Origin of the sequence: Candidatus Allofournierella excrementavium (assembly GCF_048526665.1) — a bacterium.
Lineage (GTDB): Bacteria > Bacillota > Clostridia > Oscillospirales > Ruminococcaceae > Allofournierella_A > Allofournierella_A excrementavium.
Genome location: NZ_DBGFPE010000012.1, coordinates 20,546 through 35,622, shown reverse-complemented (window position 1 = coordinate 35,622; position 15,077 = coordinate 20,546). Strand labels below are relative to the sequence as shown.

At 64.2% G+C, this 15,077-nt stretch carries 10 protein-coding genes and 1 riboswitch; of the genes, 3 read left to right on the top strand and 7 right to left on the bottom strand.

Going from position 1 to position 15,077, the window contains the following annotated elements; translation table 11 throughout:
* Positions 1-144: 144 nt before the first annotated feature.
* From ACMI1Q_RS03545 to ACMI1Q_RS03525, 5 genes are read right to left on the bottom strand one after another with little or no spacing between them, the layout of a single operon-like run.
* Positions 145-1,722: a phospholipase D-like domain-containing protein gene (locus tag ACMI1Q_RS03545; protein ID WP_419502831.1), complete on the bottom strand. Its 1,578-nt coding sequence runs from the start codon at positions 1,720-1,722 to the stop codon at positions 145-147.
* Between the two features lie 37 nt (positions 1,723-1,759).
* Positions 1,760-4,111: an alpha-galactosidase gene (locus ACMI1Q_RS03540; protein ID WP_419502830.1), complete on the bottom strand. Its 2,352-nt coding sequence runs from the start codon at positions 4,109-4,111 to the stop codon at positions 1,760-1,762.
* On the bottom strand, positions 4,108-5,460 hold the full coding sequence (locus tag ACMI1Q_RS03535; RefSeq protein WP_419502829.1) for a glycoside-pentoside-hexuronide (GPH):cation symporter: 1,353 nt from the start codon (positions 5,458-5,460) through the stop codon (positions 4,108-4,110). The genes ACMI1Q_RS03540 and ACMI1Q_RS03535 overlap by 4 nt, the downstream gene beginning before the upstream one ends.
* Complete coding sequence (locus ACMI1Q_RS03530; protein WP_419502828.1) at positions 5,457-7,835, bottom strand: glycoside hydrolase family 2 TIM barrel-domain containing protein; 2,379 nt, start codon at positions 7,833-7,835, stop codon at positions 5,457-5,459. Before ACMI1Q_RS03530 ends, ACMI1Q_RS03535 begins: the two co-directional genes overlap by 4 nt.
* On the bottom strand, positions 7,832-8,410 hold the full coding sequence (locus ACMI1Q_RS03525) for a TetR/AcrR family transcriptional regulator (RefSeq protein ID WP_419502827.1): 579 nt from the start codon (positions 8,408-8,410) through the stop codon (positions 7,832-7,834). The genes ACMI1Q_RS03530 and ACMI1Q_RS03525 overlap by 4 nt, the downstream gene beginning before the upstream one ends.
* A gap of 187 nt (positions 8,411-8,597) precedes the next feature.
* Positions 8,598-8,672, top strand: a riboswitch (Fluoride riboswitch).
* 51 nt (positions 8,673-8,723) lie between these two features.
* Between ACMI1Q_RS03525 and ACMI1Q_RS03520 the strand changes: the two genes are divergently transcribed.
* The 3 genes from ACMI1Q_RS03520 to ACMI1Q_RS03510 all read left to right on the top strand — a co-directional run bounded on the left by ACMI1Q_RS03520 (position 8,724) and on the right by ACMI1Q_RS03510 (position 13,075).
* A complete protein-coding gene (locus tag ACMI1Q_RS03520; protein WP_419502826.1) occupies positions 8,724-9,929 on the top strand; it encodes a cation:proton antiporter in 1,206 nt (401 codons plus the stop codon).
* A 236-nt stretch (positions 9,930-10,165) separates the two neighbouring features.
* Positions 10,166-12,004: a glutamine--fructose-6-phosphate transaminase (isomerizing) gene (gene glmS, locus ACMI1Q_RS03515; RefSeq protein ID WP_419502825.1), complete on the top strand. Its 1,839-nt coding sequence runs from the start codon at positions 10,166-10,168 to the stop codon at positions 12,002-12,004.
* Between the two features lie 213 nt (positions 12,005-12,217).
* Entirely contained in the window at positions 12,218-13,075 is an 858-nt protein-coding gene (locus ACMI1Q_RS03510) for a DUF3737 family protein (protein ID WP_419068226.1), read from the top strand.
* A gap of 69 nt (positions 13,076-13,144) precedes the next feature.
* On the opposite strand, the gene ACMI1Q_RS03505 is transcribed toward ACMI1Q_RS03510, so the two are convergent.
* Positions 13,145-13,999: a helix-turn-helix domain-containing protein gene (locus ACMI1Q_RS03505; protein ID WP_419502824.1), complete on the bottom strand. Its 855-nt coding sequence runs from the start codon at positions 13,997-13,999 to the stop codon at positions 13,145-13,147.
* Positions 14,000-14,165: 166 nt separating this feature from the next.
* Positions 14,166-14,936, bottom strand: coding sequence for an IclR family transcriptional regulator (locus ACMI1Q_RS03500; protein ID WP_177522419.1), 771 nt, complete (start codon positions 14,934-14,936; stop codon positions 14,166-14,168).
* Between the last annotated feature and the right edge of the window lie 141 nt (positions 14,937-15,077).

The window sequence follows — 15,077 nt, the reverse complement described above, 5'->3', positions numbered from 1 at the left end:
TCTTCAATCATGATCGACCTGCCGCCGCTTTGGGCTATAAAAGCCCCGTTCAGTACAGGTCTGAACGGGGCTTCCTCTAAATTGCTTTTCTGTGTCTACTTTTGCTTGACAAGTGCAGGTCAAAAGCCCGCCGGGCGTTTTTATTTACATCAGGGGCGCGATCACCTTCAGCACCGGTCCCAGCAGCCGCAGCCGCCGGGCGTTCTGCCAGATGGTGCCCTTTTCCACCCGGCGGCATTTCGCCTGGGTGGCCTCAAAGTCCGCCTCGATGTCCCCGATGCACGAAACGCCGTACATCCAGGTGGCGCACTCGAAGTGGTGGTAGAGGCTGCGGTAGTCCAGGTTGATGGTGCCCACCACCGCCTCCCGCCCGTCGGCCACGAACACCTTGGCGTGCACGAAGCCCGGGTCGTATTCGAAAATCTTCACTCCCGCGTCCAGCAAGGCTGCGTAGTGAGTCTTGGCCAGCGCGTAGGGGCCGGTCTTGTCCGGCACGCCGGGCAGGATGAGCCGCACGTCCACGCCCCGGCGGGCGGCGAATTCCAGCGCGTTCTGAAGCTCGCCGTCCAAAATCAGATAAGGGGACATGATGTGCACGTATTTGGTGGCCCGGTTGAGGATGTCCATGTAGACCTGCTCGCCCACCTTGTCCTCATCCAGCGGGCAGTCGCCGAAGGGCATCACAAAGCCCGGCGCGCTCACCGGCGGCACCGGCGCGGCACAGAACTCCCCGAACTTGGGCGGCTGTTCGGTCACGTTCCACATCTGCAAAAACATCAGCGTGAAGCTGCGCGCCGCCTCGCCCTTGAGCATCACGGCGGTGTCCTTCCAGTGACCGTACTTTTCGATGCGGTTGATGTATTCGTCCGCCAGATTCACCCCGCCGTTGAAGGCGGTGTGGCCGTCGATGACCAAAATCTTGCGGTGGTCCCGGTAGTTGTAATGGGTGGACACCAGCGGCACCACCGGCGCGAAAGCCTTGCATTTTATGCCCAGTTTCGCCAGCCGCCGGGGATAGTCATGGGGCAGAGTGGAAAACTCGCAGGTGCCGTCGTACATCACCCGCACGTCCACGCCCGCTTTTGCCTTGCGGGCCAGGATTTCCAGAACGCGGCCCCACATCACGCCCTCGTCGATGATGAAGTATTCCAGAAAAATGAATTTTTCGGCCTGTTCCAGTTCGGCCAGCAGCCGCTCCCACTTTTCCTCGCCCAGAGCAAAATAGGTCACCTCGATGTTCTGATACACCGGGTGGCAGCCGTTCCCGTCAACGTACCGGGCCAGCGCCGCTGCGCCGGGGTTCTCTTTTTCCAGGGCGGCAAGGGCTTCGGGCTGCGGGGGCAGGGTGCCGCGGGTGAGGTCTATCAGCTCGGCCACCCGGGCCTTTTCCGCCCGGTGACCCAGGTCGCTGCGCACCAGCCAGAACAAAAGCGCCCCTGCGCCGGGCGCGGCCATGATGATGACCAGCCAGGTGATCTTGGCGGTGGCGTCCATGCGGGTGTTGAGAAGATACAGCACCATCACCGCCGAGAACAGCGCCGCGCCGCCGATGAAGTGGGGCAGCAGCCGGGCAAACCAGCGGAAGGCGCTGAGCAAAAGCAGCACTTCCATCACCAGCAGGACCAGGAACAGGCCCAGCCGGCTGAACAGCGCGTGCACAAGGCCCTTGCGGCTTTTTTCCAAAAGCCGCAGTCCGCTCTCTTTCAAATCGTTCGGGGTCATGGTGCGCCCTCCTTTGCAGGCGGTCTTTCTGACCTCACTATATCATATCCGGCGCGGAGGCGGCAACCTCCCGCGCCTCCAGCATCCAGATGCGGGCGGAAAAATCCGGCATGGGGCGCACGCCCTCGGTGTAGCCGGTGCCGCAAAAACGCTGGGGCAGGCGCAGCCCCGCGTGCATCAGAAGGCTGCCCGCGGCGGCAAAGTCCACCGTTTCGCAGGGCAGCTGATACACCTGCCCCGCCAGATGCACCAGCACCCCGTCGGCTTTGGGCTTCACCGGCAGCACATGGCCCAGAAGGGTGCGGAAGGAGTCCAGCTCCACGCTCTGGGGCCGCACGCTCACCTGATAGATGAGCGCTTCGTCCAGCCCCGCCAGCCGCAGAACGGGCATCGGCGCGTTGGGGCGCACAAGGCCGGTCATCTCCAGCACCGCCGCCTCGCGCCGGTCCTCCGACACCACCATCCATGCGCCGCCCCCCTCCGCCTCGGGGGCGGCAAGGCAGTAGAACCGCCCGCGCTGGAACAGGTCCCGGTGGGCCTTGTAAAACTCGATTTGCGCCTTCACGCTCTTCTCCTGGGCGGCGTTCAGGGCGGTCAGGTCCATCTCGTAGCCCAGAAGGCCGAAGGCCGCCACGTCAAAGCGGCTGTCCAGCGGGGTGAAGCGCAGGGTCTGGTGGTTGGGCGCGGCGCTCACATGGCAGCCCATCACCCCCGGCGGATAGCCAAGGCTGGCCCAGGTCTGCATCTTGCACCGCTCCCAGGCGTCGGTGTCGTCGCTGAGCCAGATCTGGGGCATGTAGTAAAGCATGCCCGGATCAAAGCGGTTGCCGCCGCTGGCGCAGCCCTCGAACAGCACGTCAGGGTGGGCGGAGGTCACCGCCTCCAGCACCTGATAGAGCCCCAGCGTCCAGGCGTGGGCAAAGCGGCCCTGTTCGCACAGCGCCGGGCTGAATCGGTCGGTATGGTGGCGGTTCATGTCCCACTTGATGTAGCGGATGGGCGCGCTGTCCAGCAGGGCGTTCAGCTGGTCGATGAGGTAGTCCCGCACCTCGGCGCGGCAGAGGTCCAGCACCAGCTGGTTGCGGCTGCGGCTGGGGGCCACGCCGGGGGCGGCCACCGCCCAGTCCGGGTGCGCCTCATAGAGTGCGCTGTTCTCGTTCACCATCTCCGGCTCCACCCAAAGGCCGAAGGCAAGGCCCTTTTCCGCAAGGTCCCGGGCCAGGCCCTCAAGGCCATGGGGCAGCTTTTTGGGGTTGGGGTCAAAATCGCCCAGACCCTTGGTGTCGTCGGTGCGGCGGCCGAACCAGCCGTCGTCCAGCACGAACAGCTCCGCCCCGAGCCCGGCGGCCTTTGCCGCCAGCGCCCGCAGCTTGCGGGGCGTGAAGTCAAAATAGGTTGCCTCCCAGTTGTTCACCAGCACCGGCCGGGGCGCGTCCTTCCAGCGAGGCGGCAGGATGTGGCGGCGCACAAAGCGGTGCATGTTGTGCCGCAGGCCGTTGCGCCCCCCGGCGCTGAAGGTGAGCGCCGCCTGAGGCGTGACGAAGCTTTCGCCGTCCTCCAATGTCCAGGAAAAGCCCTCCGGCTGGATGCCCGCCATCACCCGGGTGAAGCCGTAGCTGTCCGCCTCCACGCTGGCGGCGTGGCTGCCGGAATAGAGCAGGTTGAAACCGTAGATTTCCCCCGTGTGCTCGTTTGCGTCAGGGGCGCTGAGGGCGAAGAAGGGGTTGCAGTAGTGGCCGGAGGTGCCGGACACGCTGCCGAACTGGGTCAGCCCCCGCCGCACCGGGGCGGTGCAGGGCTCGAACTCCCGGGCCCAGGCCCCGGTGAGAGTGGTGAGCGCAAGGTCCTGCCGGGGCAGGTCCAGCTGATAGCTCATGGCCCGGCGCAGGGTCACCGGCCCGCCGGTGCGGTTGGTCAGCCGCGTCTGGCGCACGATGACGTCGCAGTCATCGAGGGGAATGTAGAAAAGTTCCGCCGCCATGCCCTCACCGCTCTCAAAGCGCAGCACAAGGCACTGCCCCGCATCACGGGCGGCGGGCAGGCCGGGGACCTCGGGCGGCGCGGGCAGCACCTCGCCGCCCGAAAAGCGCAGGTCGCACACCGGGCTGCCGTTTGCCAGCGTCAGAGCCAGCGCGCCTCGGCGGAAGTCGCCCTTCTCGGTGGGGGAGACTTCCAGCCCCAGGTGCAGCAGCGAGAGCGCCGGGTCAAAGGCCTTGTCGTAGATGACGTCGGTACCGTAGGCCACCGCCAGCGGCTGGCGCAGCACCTCGGCGGAGGGCTCGATTTTGCGGCCGTAGTGCAGCTGCTCGGCCAGCGGGCCCCGGGGCGCGATGTACATGCCGGTGCCTTCGGTCTCTATGCAGAAGACCCCGCTTTTCTCAAAAATCATCCCTTGCTCCCTTCTCTCTGGCGCAGTGCCTCGCTGATGCGTGCGGTCTCGGCCTCGGTGAGGCGGTATTTCTTCATGAAGTAGAGGATGGAGAACACAAGGCCCAGCACCGGCAGTCCCACCATCAGCAGGCGCAGGCCCAGCAGGGTGCTCTCCGACTGCACGGCGGCGGTGTCGTCCAGACCGATGAGGTCAATGCCGATGCCGGCGATGAGCACGCTCACCGCGCTGGCCAGCTTCACCACAAAGGTCTGCATGCTGAACACCACGCTCTCGTTGCGGCTGCCGGTCTTGTACTCGCCGTAGTCCACCGTGTCCGCCAGAAAGACGGTGGTGAGCACGGTGGCAAGGCCGAAGCCGATGTAGATGACAAAGGCGGTGGCGGCCAGCGGGGCCACGGCCCGCACCCCCGCCATGCTCAAAGCGAAGAGCGCCAGATAGCCGGCGATGGTAACGCCCAGAGCCCCGGCCAAAATCTGCTTGCCGCCCCAGCGCCGGCGCAGCAAAGGCAGGCTGACCATGCTCAAGATCTGGCCCACGCCGCCCACAGTGCCGAACAGGCTGAACAGGTCGCTGTTGCCGATGTCGTATTTGAAGAAGTAGACCGCCAGCTGTGTGGTGAGGTAGAGGGAGGCGTTGAACACCACGATGCCCACGACCACCACCATGGCCTGGTCGTTGTGGATGAGGGCGGAGAACATCTCCTTCACGGTGGCGGTCTTCTGGCGCTCGGCGGGCTTTTCCCGCACCAGCGCTACGCACACCAGCTCGGCCGCAACGAACACCACGGCCACGGCGGCGGCAAAGATGGCAAAGCCCTCCCGCTCGCCGGAGCCCAGCCGCACCACCAGCAGCATGGTGAGGACGGTGGGCACCGCGTAGCCCACGGCGGCGCAGGTGCGTCCGATGACCGACAGGTTCTCCCGCTCCTTGCCGGAGGAGGTGATGGCGGGGATCATGCTCCAGAAGGGGATGTCCATCAGGGTGTAGGTCACGCCCCACAGCACATAGGCCACGGAGGCGTACACCAGCATGGCGGTGCCGGTGACCGAGGCGGGCATGGCGAACATGCCGTAAAGGATGAGGGCGTTGGTCAGCGTGCCGGTGACGATCCAGGGCCGGAACTTGCCGAAGGGGGTGTTGGTCTTTTCCACCACCACGCCCATCAGCGGGTCGTTGAAGGCGTCGAATACCCGGGCGGCCATCATCATCACGCCGGTGAAGGTGCCGCTGATGCCCAAGATGTCGTTGTAATAATAGAGAATGAAGCCGGAGACCAGGGCGTAGACCATGTCCTTGCCCACCGCGCCGACGCCATAGCCCAGCGCCTGTTTTGACGTTCCTTTCATTTCTGTTCCTCCTCCTGTTTCGTCACGCGGAAGGTGAGGGTCACAGGCTCTGCGCCTTCCATTTCAACGGTCAGTCTGCCTTCGCCGGCCTCGCCCTTGGTGCGCAGATAGCACCCGGCCATGCCGCCGCAAAGGGGCACCGCCGCCGGGCCCACCAGCTCCACCGCGCCCTCGGCCCGCAGGGTCAGGCTGCGGCTGCAGTAAGTGCGCACCGCGCCGAACTCGTCCACCGCCCGGATGCGCACGGTGGCCATGTCCCAGCAGGGGCCGTCGGCAAGCGTGTCGGTGTCCACCTTCACTTCCAGCGCCAGCGTTTCGCCGGGGCAGCGCACCACACTGGCCGCCACTTTGCCGTCCTTCACGGCGTCGAAGCGCCAGCGCACCACCTGGCCGCCCCAGCCGGCCACATAATTGTTATAAAGGCGGACGCCCTCTTCCCGGGTGAAGCCCTTGAACACCATCAGGTACGCCGCTTTGGCCAGCACAGAAAGGGGCAGGTCGGAGCCGCAGCTGGCCACTGTCAGCAGCACATCCCGCACCATGTCGGCGGTGCGGCGACTCATGCCCTCCTGGCTCTGCAAAAGGGCGCTCACCGTGCCGTCGATGAGCACCGGCGGATGGGCGAGGCCGCCGTACTCCGCCGCGGGAGAAAAGCTGCCCGCCGGCAGGTCGTTGCGGTACACGTCCACCCGGTCGGCGTTGGTGAACACCGCCACCGTGCCCACTGCCCCGGCGGGGTGCTCGCCGATGTCCATGCTGCTGCTCACTTCCAGCACCGGAGTACGCTCCTGCTGGCTGGCGTAGAGAGCCGCGGCGAGTTTGGGGTTGCGGAACATGTCCATCACCCCGTGGTAGCAGATGCGGTCGCCGCTGCCGAAGTCCCGGTGGGTGTTGTAGTCGAACATGCACCAGCCGAAGGTGCCGGCGATGCCTTCGCTCTTGGCGGCGTCGCTCACCACCCGGGCGTGGCGCAAAGCGTGCTCCAGCCGCTTGCCCTCCCAGTCGCAGGCCTTGGTGGGGAACATGTGGCCGTTGTACTCGCTGATGAGATAGCCTTTGTCCTTCGTCTTGGTGATGGTATCGCGGGGCGCGCAGCCTTTGTTGGGGCCGTGGTGGGAGAAATCGTTGTAGGTGTAAACATCCTCGAACAGATGGCTGTGAGCGAAATTGCGCACTCCGCCGGTGGGGCGGGTGGGGTCCAGCCGGTGGGCGATCTCGTTGGTGCGGCGGTAGAGTTCGTCGTCGTCCGCGCTCTCGTTGATGCGCACCCCCCACAGGAAGATGGAGGGATGGTTGCGCCATTGCAGCACCATCTCCTCGGTGTTCACCAGGGCCTGGGCCTTCCATGCGCCGCCGCCGATGTGCTGCCAGCCGGGAATTTCGGTGAACACCAGCAGGCCTATTTCGTCGCACCGGTCGATGAAGTGGTGGCTCTGGGGATAGTGGCTGGTGCGCACCGCGTTGCAGCCCAGCTCATACTTGAGGATGTCCGCGTCCAGCCGCTGGGCCCGGGCGGGCACGGCATAGCCCATGTAGGGCCAGCTCTGGTGCCGGTCCAGCCCTCGCAGCCGCACCCGCCTGCCGTTGAGATAAAAGCCGTCCGCCCGAAATTCCACCCGGCGGAAGCCGAAGCGCACCGTCCGCTCATCCACCGGCTCGCCCTGCTGCAGCAACGCGGCCTTCAGATGGTAAAGGTTCGGGTGGTCGCAGTCCCACAAAGCGGGCTGCTCCACTTTCAGGAGCGCTTCCTCCGCTTCGGCATCGCCCTCCCAGCGGGCCAGTTCCCCGCCGCTTTCGCTGCGCACCGCAAGGCGCAGGGTGAGCCCGGCGGCGTTTTCGCAGGCGGGCAGGCAGCGCACGGTGCCGTCCATGTCCGCCCGCACGCAGAGGTCATTGATGAAGGCGGGGCCGCCTACCTCCAGAAAGACCTCCCGGTAGAGCCCGCCGTAGGTCAGATAGTCAATGACGTTGCCGAAGGGGGGCACGTCCAGCGTTTCCCGGCTGTCCAGCTCCACCGTCAGATTGTTGGTTTCGCCCCAGCGCAGCCGGTCGGTCAGGTCCACGGTGAAAGCGGTGTAGCCGCAGCCGTGCTGCGCCAGCAGCGCCCCGTTGAGATACACCCTGGCAAAGTGGGCCGCGCCCTCAAAGGTCACCCGCACCCGTTTGCCCCGCCAGCTTTCCGGCGGGGTGAAAAAGCGCAGATAGCCGCTCACCATCTGATAGGCCTGCTCGCTGAACTCGTTGAAGGGCAGCATCGCCACCGTGTGGGGCAGGCGCACCGCTTCAAGGTTTTCCTGCGGGGCGTTCAGCGCGGTCAGCGCAGGTTCATAATGGGGCGTGAAATACCAGTCGTTGTTCCAAGGGATGCGTTTCATGCTTTTTCCTCCCGTCGGGTCAGAATTCCTTCCATCAAAAGGTCCATCATGCCGTCCATGGCCTGCACATAGCCAAGGCCCTCCCGTTCCAGCGCGTCGCTGGAAAGAAAGTGCTCGATGGCGCCCTCCACCACCGCGCGGAACAGTCCCGGCTCAAAGGGGCGCAGCACCCCCTGCTCCACGCCCTGGCGCAAAAGATCCAGCGTGGGCTCCCAGCCGGTCTCCAGCCGCTGGCGGATGCGGCGATACACCACGGGGTACTTTTCCTCCACGCCCTGCAGGCGGGTCCAGTCCAGCGTCTGGTAGGAATCGGGCAGCACCACCACCAGCCGGCGTATCTTTTCCGCAGGGCTCAGGTCCTGCCGGGCCAGAATTTGCGCCTCGCTCACCTTCACCTCGTCGAACATGGAGTCCACCGTTGCCAGCAGCAGCGCTTCCTTGCTTTCAAACAGAACATACAGCGTCTTTTTGCTCATGCCCAGCCGCGCCGCCAGTTCGCTCATGGTGAAATCCAGCCCCTGGCTGCTGCACAGGGCGATGGTCTCCTGGATGCACCGTTTCCGTGGGTCGTCCATAATGGCCTCCTCTTGAGGAAACCCAAAATCAAAAACGGGTTTCCGACAAGGCTATCTTACACCCCGCGGCGGCATCGCACAATGGGCAAAGGGCGGTTTCTCCCCTTTGCATAAGCGGCGCGGGGCTTTTTTGTGGCATTTGCCGCCGGAAAAAAGGCCTTTACAAACCGCCCGCCATGGGGTATAATGCACGGCAGGGAATGAAGTTCTCCCTTGGGAAACCTAAACCGCTTTTTCAAAAGCTGATGACTTCTGTGATCGAAAGGGTCGCGGAAGCTGTCGGCTTTTTTTGCGTCCCAAAGGAGGAACTGTGATGTTAACAAGTCTTGCGTTCGTGTTTCTGGCGGGCCTCGCGGCGGCGGCCCTCTGCCAGCAGCTGCACCTGCCCCGCATCATCGGCATGCTGGCGGTGGGCGTTGTGCTGGGGCCCTCGGTGCTGAATGTGCTGGATGATTCCATCCTCTCCATCAGCGCCGACCTGCGGCAGATGGCCCTCATCATCATCCTGCTCAAGGCGGGCCTTTCGCTGAATCTGGCGGACCTGAAAAAGGTGGGCCGCCCGGCGGTGCTGATGAGCTTTGTGCCCGCCAGCTTCGAGATCGTTGGCTATGTGCTGCTGGCCCCGGTGCTGCTGGGCCTCACCCGCACCGAGGCGGCGGTGATGGGCGCGGTGATGGCGGCGGTGTCGCCCGCCGTGGTGGTGCCCCGCATGGTGCGCCTGATGGAAGAGGGCTGGGGCACAAAGCAGGGCATCCCCCAGATGGTGATGGCCGGGGCCTCCTGCGACGACATCTTTGTCATCGTGCTCTTTTCCACCTTTCTGGGCATGGCCCAGGGCCAGGGGGCGGATTTGGCGGCCTTTGCCTCCATCCCGGTGTCCATCGTCAGCGGCGTGGCCCTGGGCGCGGCGGTGGGCTGGGCCCTCAGCGCTTTCTTTGAGACCGCCTATGCCCACGCCCACATGGTGCGCAACAGCATGAAGGTGATCGTGGTGCTGGGCATGTCCTTCCTGCTGATGGCCGCCGAGGACTGGCTGGAGGGCACGCTGCCCCTCTCCGGCCTGCTGGCGGTGGTCAGCATGGCCTGCGTGCTCAAGCTGCGCTGCGCGCCGGGCGTTTCCATGCGCCTGAGTCAAAAGTTCGGCAAGCTGTGGCTGGCGGCGGAGGTCATCCTCTTCGTGCTGGTGGGCGCGGCGGTGGACGTGCGCTACACCCTGGGCGCGGGCCTCGGGGTGGTGGCCATGATCGCCCTGGCGCTGGTGTTCCGGGCGGTAGGCGTCCCCCTCTGCCTTGCGGGCACCGCCCTCACCCGCAAAGAGCGGCTGTTCTGCGTCATCGCCTATTTGCCCAAGGCCACCGTGCAGGCGGCCATCGGCTCGGTACCGCTGGCGGCGGGCCTTGCCTGCGGGCAGCTGGTGCTGTCGGTGGCGGTGGTGGCCATCCTGCTCACCGCGCCGCTGGGCGCTTTGGGCATGGACCTCACCTACAAAAAACTGCTCCAGGGCCCCCAGGAAAAATAAAATTCTTCCCCGCGCAGCGGCGCTGTCAGGCGCTTTGCGGGCCGTGGGGCGCGCCCCGAGCCAAAAGCGGGATTGCAATTGAACAGAAATCTGTTATACTTATATCCGTGCTTTTTGCACAAAAGGCTTTTCCTCACGGGAATGGCCCACACTGCATGAAATGGAAAAGAGGCGAAAAACCGCGTTGGGAAAGGCGGTTTTCGTGGGAAACGGAGTATAACAGGAGGCGATGACCAATGTGCGGGATCGTGGGATACACGGGCGCAAAGCAGGCCGCGCCCCTTCTTTTGGAGGGGCTTTCCAAACTGGAGTACCGGGGCTATGACTCGGCGGGGGTCGCCACCCGGGACGGCGACGCCCCGGTGCAGCTGGTGAAGGCCAAGGGCCGGCTGAAGGTCCTTTCGGAAAAGATAAACGGGGGTCTGGCTCTGCCGGGCAGCTGCGGCATCGGCCACACCCGCTGGGCCACCCACGGCGAGCCCAGCGAGATCAATGCCCACCCCCACTGCAGCGACGACATGAACGTGGTGGCGGTGCACAACGGCATCATCGAGAACTACCAGCAGCTGAAAGACAAGCTGACCAAAAAGGGCTACCGCTTTTATTCCACCACCGACACCGAGGTGGCGGTGAAGCTCATCGATTATTACTACAAGAAATACGAGGGCACCCCGGTGGACGCCATCAACCATGCCATGGTGCGCATCCGCGGCTCCTACGCGCTGGCGGTGATGTTCAAGGACTATCCCGGCCAGATCTGGGCCGCCCGGAAAGACAGCCCCATGATCATCGGCGTGGGCAAAGGGGAGACCTTCCTGGCCTCCGACGCGCCGGCCATCCTCAAGTTCACCCGGGATGTTTACTACATCGGCAACATGGAGCTGGGCTGCCTGGGGCCGGGCAAGGTGACCTTCTACAACCTGGACGGCGACGTCATTGAAAAGCCCCTCACCACCATCCAGTGGGACTCCCAGGCCGCCGAAAAATCCGGCTACGAGTACTTCATGATGAAGGAGATCCACGAGCAGCCCAAGGCGGTGGCGGACACCCTCCACGCCTTTGCGGGCGACGGCGCGCCGGACCTCTCCGCCGCCGGCCTCTCCGACGAGGACCTCAAGGCTGTGAGCAGCGTCTGCGTGGTGGCCTGCGGCTCGGCCTGGCATGTGGGAATGACCGCCCAGTATGTGCTGGAGCAGCTGGCCCGGGTGCCGGTGCGGGTGGAGCTGGCGTCGGAATTCCGCTACCGCCAGCCCCTGCTGGAGGCGGGCACACTGGTGGTGGTCATCAGCCAGTCCGGCGAAACGGCGGACAGCCTCGCCGCCCTGCGGGAGGCAAAGCGGCTGGGGGCCCGCACCCTGGGCATCGTGAACGTGGTGGGCTCCTCCATCGCCCGCGAGGCGGACAATGTGATGTACACCCTGGCCGGGCCGGAGATCGCCGTGGCCACCACCAAGGCATACAGCGCCCAGCTGGTGGCGGCGTATGTGCTGGCCATCCGCATGGCGCTGGCCAAGGGCAGTATCGACGCCGACCGCTGTGCTCAGCTGATGCAGGAGCTGGAGACCCTGCCCGCCAAGATCGAGAAGATTCTGGAAGACAAGGAGCGTCTGCAGTGGTTCGCCTCCAAGCAGGTGGCCATGCACGACTGCTTCTTCATCGGCCGGGGCATCGACTACGCCATCAGCCTGGAGGGCAGCCTCAAGCTCAAGGAGATAAGCTACATCCACTCCGAGGCCTATGCTGCGGGTGAGCTCAAGCACGGCACCATCAGCCTCATCGAGGAGGGCACGCTGGTGGTGGGCCTTGCCACTCAGACCGAGCTCTACGAAAAGACGGTGAGCAACCTGGTGGAGTGCAAAAGCCGGGGCGCTTATCTGATGGGCCTGACCTGCAGCGGCAACTACGGCATTGAGGACACGGTGGACTTCGCGGTCTACGTGCCTCGCACCGACCCGCTGTTCGCCGCTTCGCTGGCGGTGGTGCCCCTGCAGCTGCTGAGCTACTATGTGGCGGTGGGCAAGGGCCTGGACGTGGATAAACCCCGCAACCTGGCCAAGAGCGTCACGGTGGAGTGACCCGAAACCATATCCTCCCTTCGGCGGGGCGCGCGGCAAAATGCGCGCTCCGCCGTTTTTGCCTTTTGAGCATAGCCTGCCCGTCCTATGCCCCAAAGCTATGACAGACCATAAAATATAAGCATTTGTGCTTTTCGGGCGCGGGGCGTATACTGAGGGTGAAGAAAAGGGCGGCCGGGAAACGCCGCGTTCAGTGAAAACGGAGAGACAGGCATGAAGATCATTGAGAATCAGACTTTTGACCAGGAGCGCGCGCTCTACGGTGTGCGCAATGTGAAAACGGTGAACTGCCGCTTTGACGGCCCCGCCGACGGCGAAAGCGCCTTCAAGGAGTGCGCCAACATCGCCGCCGAAAACTGCTTTTTGAACCTGCGCTATCCCTTCTGGCACGACCGGGGCCTTGAAGTGAAGGGGTGCGAGCTCACCGAGAACTGCCGGGCCGCCCTGTGGTATTCCCGGCGCATCCGCCTGGAGGACACCCGCCTCCACGGCATCAAGGCCCTGCGGGAGTGCGCCGACGTGGAATTGAAAGGGTGCGACATCCGCTCGCCGGAGTTCGGCTGGTCCTCCAAAAAGGTGACCATGGAGGACTGTACCGCCGAGAGCGAGTATTTCATGATGCGCGCCTCGGGCCTGCGCTTTCGGAATGTGACCTTCACCGGGAAATACTCCTTTCAGTATGTGCGCGACGCGGTGCTGGAAAACTGCCGCCTGACCACCAAGGACGCCTTCTGGCACGCCCGCAACGTGGTGGTGAAAAACAGCGTGGTGGAAGGGGAGTATCTGGGCTGGTACAGCCGGAACCTCACCTTTGAAAACTGCGTTATCCGGGGCACCCAGCCTTTGTGCTACTGCAAGGGCCTGAAGCTGGTGAACTGCCGCATGGAGCACACCGACCTTGCCTTTGAAAAGAGCGAGGTGCAGGCCACCGTCACCACCCCCATCGACAGCGTCAAGAACCCCAAGGCGGGCCGCATCGAGGCCCCTGCCGTGGGCGAAGTCATCCGGGACGACCCCGCCGCCAAGGGCGAAGTGGTCTGCACCGGGCATCCTGCCGGGCGCTGTGCCTGAAAACATCAAAAAAAGAGCCGCCGGGCCCCTCCCGAAAGGAGAGACCCGGCGGTTTTTTTGTCCAAAGCGTTATTTGTGCCGCAGGCTGTGGATGTACCGCGCGGAGAAGCAGAGCAATGCCGCCAGCGCCGCCAGCTGGGCAAAGTCGAACAGGTTGTATAAAAGCCCCAGAGGGCCAACGACCGCGTTGAATCGGAAAAAGGTGTCAAAGATATACTCGCCCACGGCCCGCACCAGCCAAAAGCCCAGCCACCCGGCGCCCAGCGCGATAAGGGCGTCCCGCCCCGTGGCCAGCGGCAGGCGGCGAAAGCGCAGCACCGTGACGGCCAGCAGCACAAGGATGACCGCCAGCTCCACCCAGGCCGCGGCGAGGCGGGCGTAGTTCCAGCTGGGTTCGTAGATGCGGGTCAGCAGAACAAGGCTCCAGGAGATGCCGGTGGCCAGCCGCATATAAAGCGCGGCGCAGAAATACACCGCCCAGCCGCACCAGAGCCCCGCGTTTTTGCGGCACACCGCGCAGACGCCCGCGCACAGCCAGAAGGGCGCGGCGAACAAAAAGCTGAACATGCCGCCGCCCAACAGCAGAAAAACAAACAGCACCATCAGCCCGAACAAAAGCAGCACCAGCGCCACGATCTTCTGCCCGGTGCTCACGCCCGCTTTCTGTGCCGGTGCGGGAGCGGGCGCGGCGGGCAGCGGGGCAGGGCAGGGCGCAGCGCCGCCGGCGGCCCGCCCCTGCACCAGTTCGTCCAGTGAAACGCCGAACACCTCGCCCAGCTTCACCAGCTTGTCCAGGTCCGGCACCGAGGCGTCGGTCTCCCACTTGGAGACTGACTGGCGGGATACGTCCAGCGCCCGGGCCAGTTCCTCCTGCGACCAGTTTTTCCGCGCCCGCAGCCGGGCGATGTTCTCCCCAAGGCTCATGGGATGGTCCCCCTTCTTGTTTTCTATGGTAAAAGTATAACCGCCCGGCCGCCGCAAGTCCACCAAGCCGCCTTGGAAATCGAGCAACCAATGGTTGCACCCGGTGCAGAAAAGCCGCCGCACGCTTTTTGGCAAAGCGCGCGGCGGCCTTTTTTGAAAAACAGATTCACAGCAGCTCGCTGATGCGCCCGGCGGTCTTGAACAGTTCCTGCACGATGGTGTCCTGCCGGTCCGCGATGCGGGTGCTGGGCCCGGAGATGCTGATGGCGAAATCGGCGGGTGCGCCCTTCGTGCGCTGCACCGGCACCGCGATGGAGATCATGCCCTGCTCGAACCGCTGGTTGTTGATGGCATAGCCGTGGCTGCGCACAAAGCGCACGTCCTCTTCCAGCTGCTCCCGGGTGGAGATGGAGTACGCGGTGCGCTTTTCAAAAATGGCCGAGTCGGCATAGGCGGCGATCTGCTCGTCGCTTAAGGTGGAGAGCAGCGCAAGCCCCGTGCTGGTCAGGTGAGGGGGGCGGCTGCTGATGGAGCGGTCCATCTCTGCCCGCAGCGAGAGGTGGGGCAGCGCCTCGTACAGCAAAATGACCCGGGAGCGGTTCTCCCAGGTGACCAGATGGGCGCTCTCGTTCACCGTTTCGGTCAGCTGGTCCAGCAGGGGCTTGACCACCGGCAGATAGGCCTTCTGCTCATACACCCGGTTGCCCAGGGTGAACAGCCGCATGCCCAAAGAATACTTGTTGTCCTCGCCGCGGCACAAAAAGCCCCGCATCTCCAGGGTGTACACCAGCCGCAGGGCGGTGGTCTTGCCCATGCCCATCTGGGCGGCGATCTCGGTCAGCGAGAGCTTGTCCGTGTTGTCGAAAAGGTTCAGAACGCACAGGGCGTTGTCCACCGATTGCAGCAGGTACTGCGCCTGCTCGCCGTTTTTCTGCATATGCACACCTTCACATTTCTTGGTCGTACTTCATTATAACATACTTTCTCCCAATGAAAATATCGTTTTGAGCCCAAAGCGCCGGATTCGTGAACAGATTGCACAAACGGAAAACCGCGAAATTGTGCAAAGATTAACAAA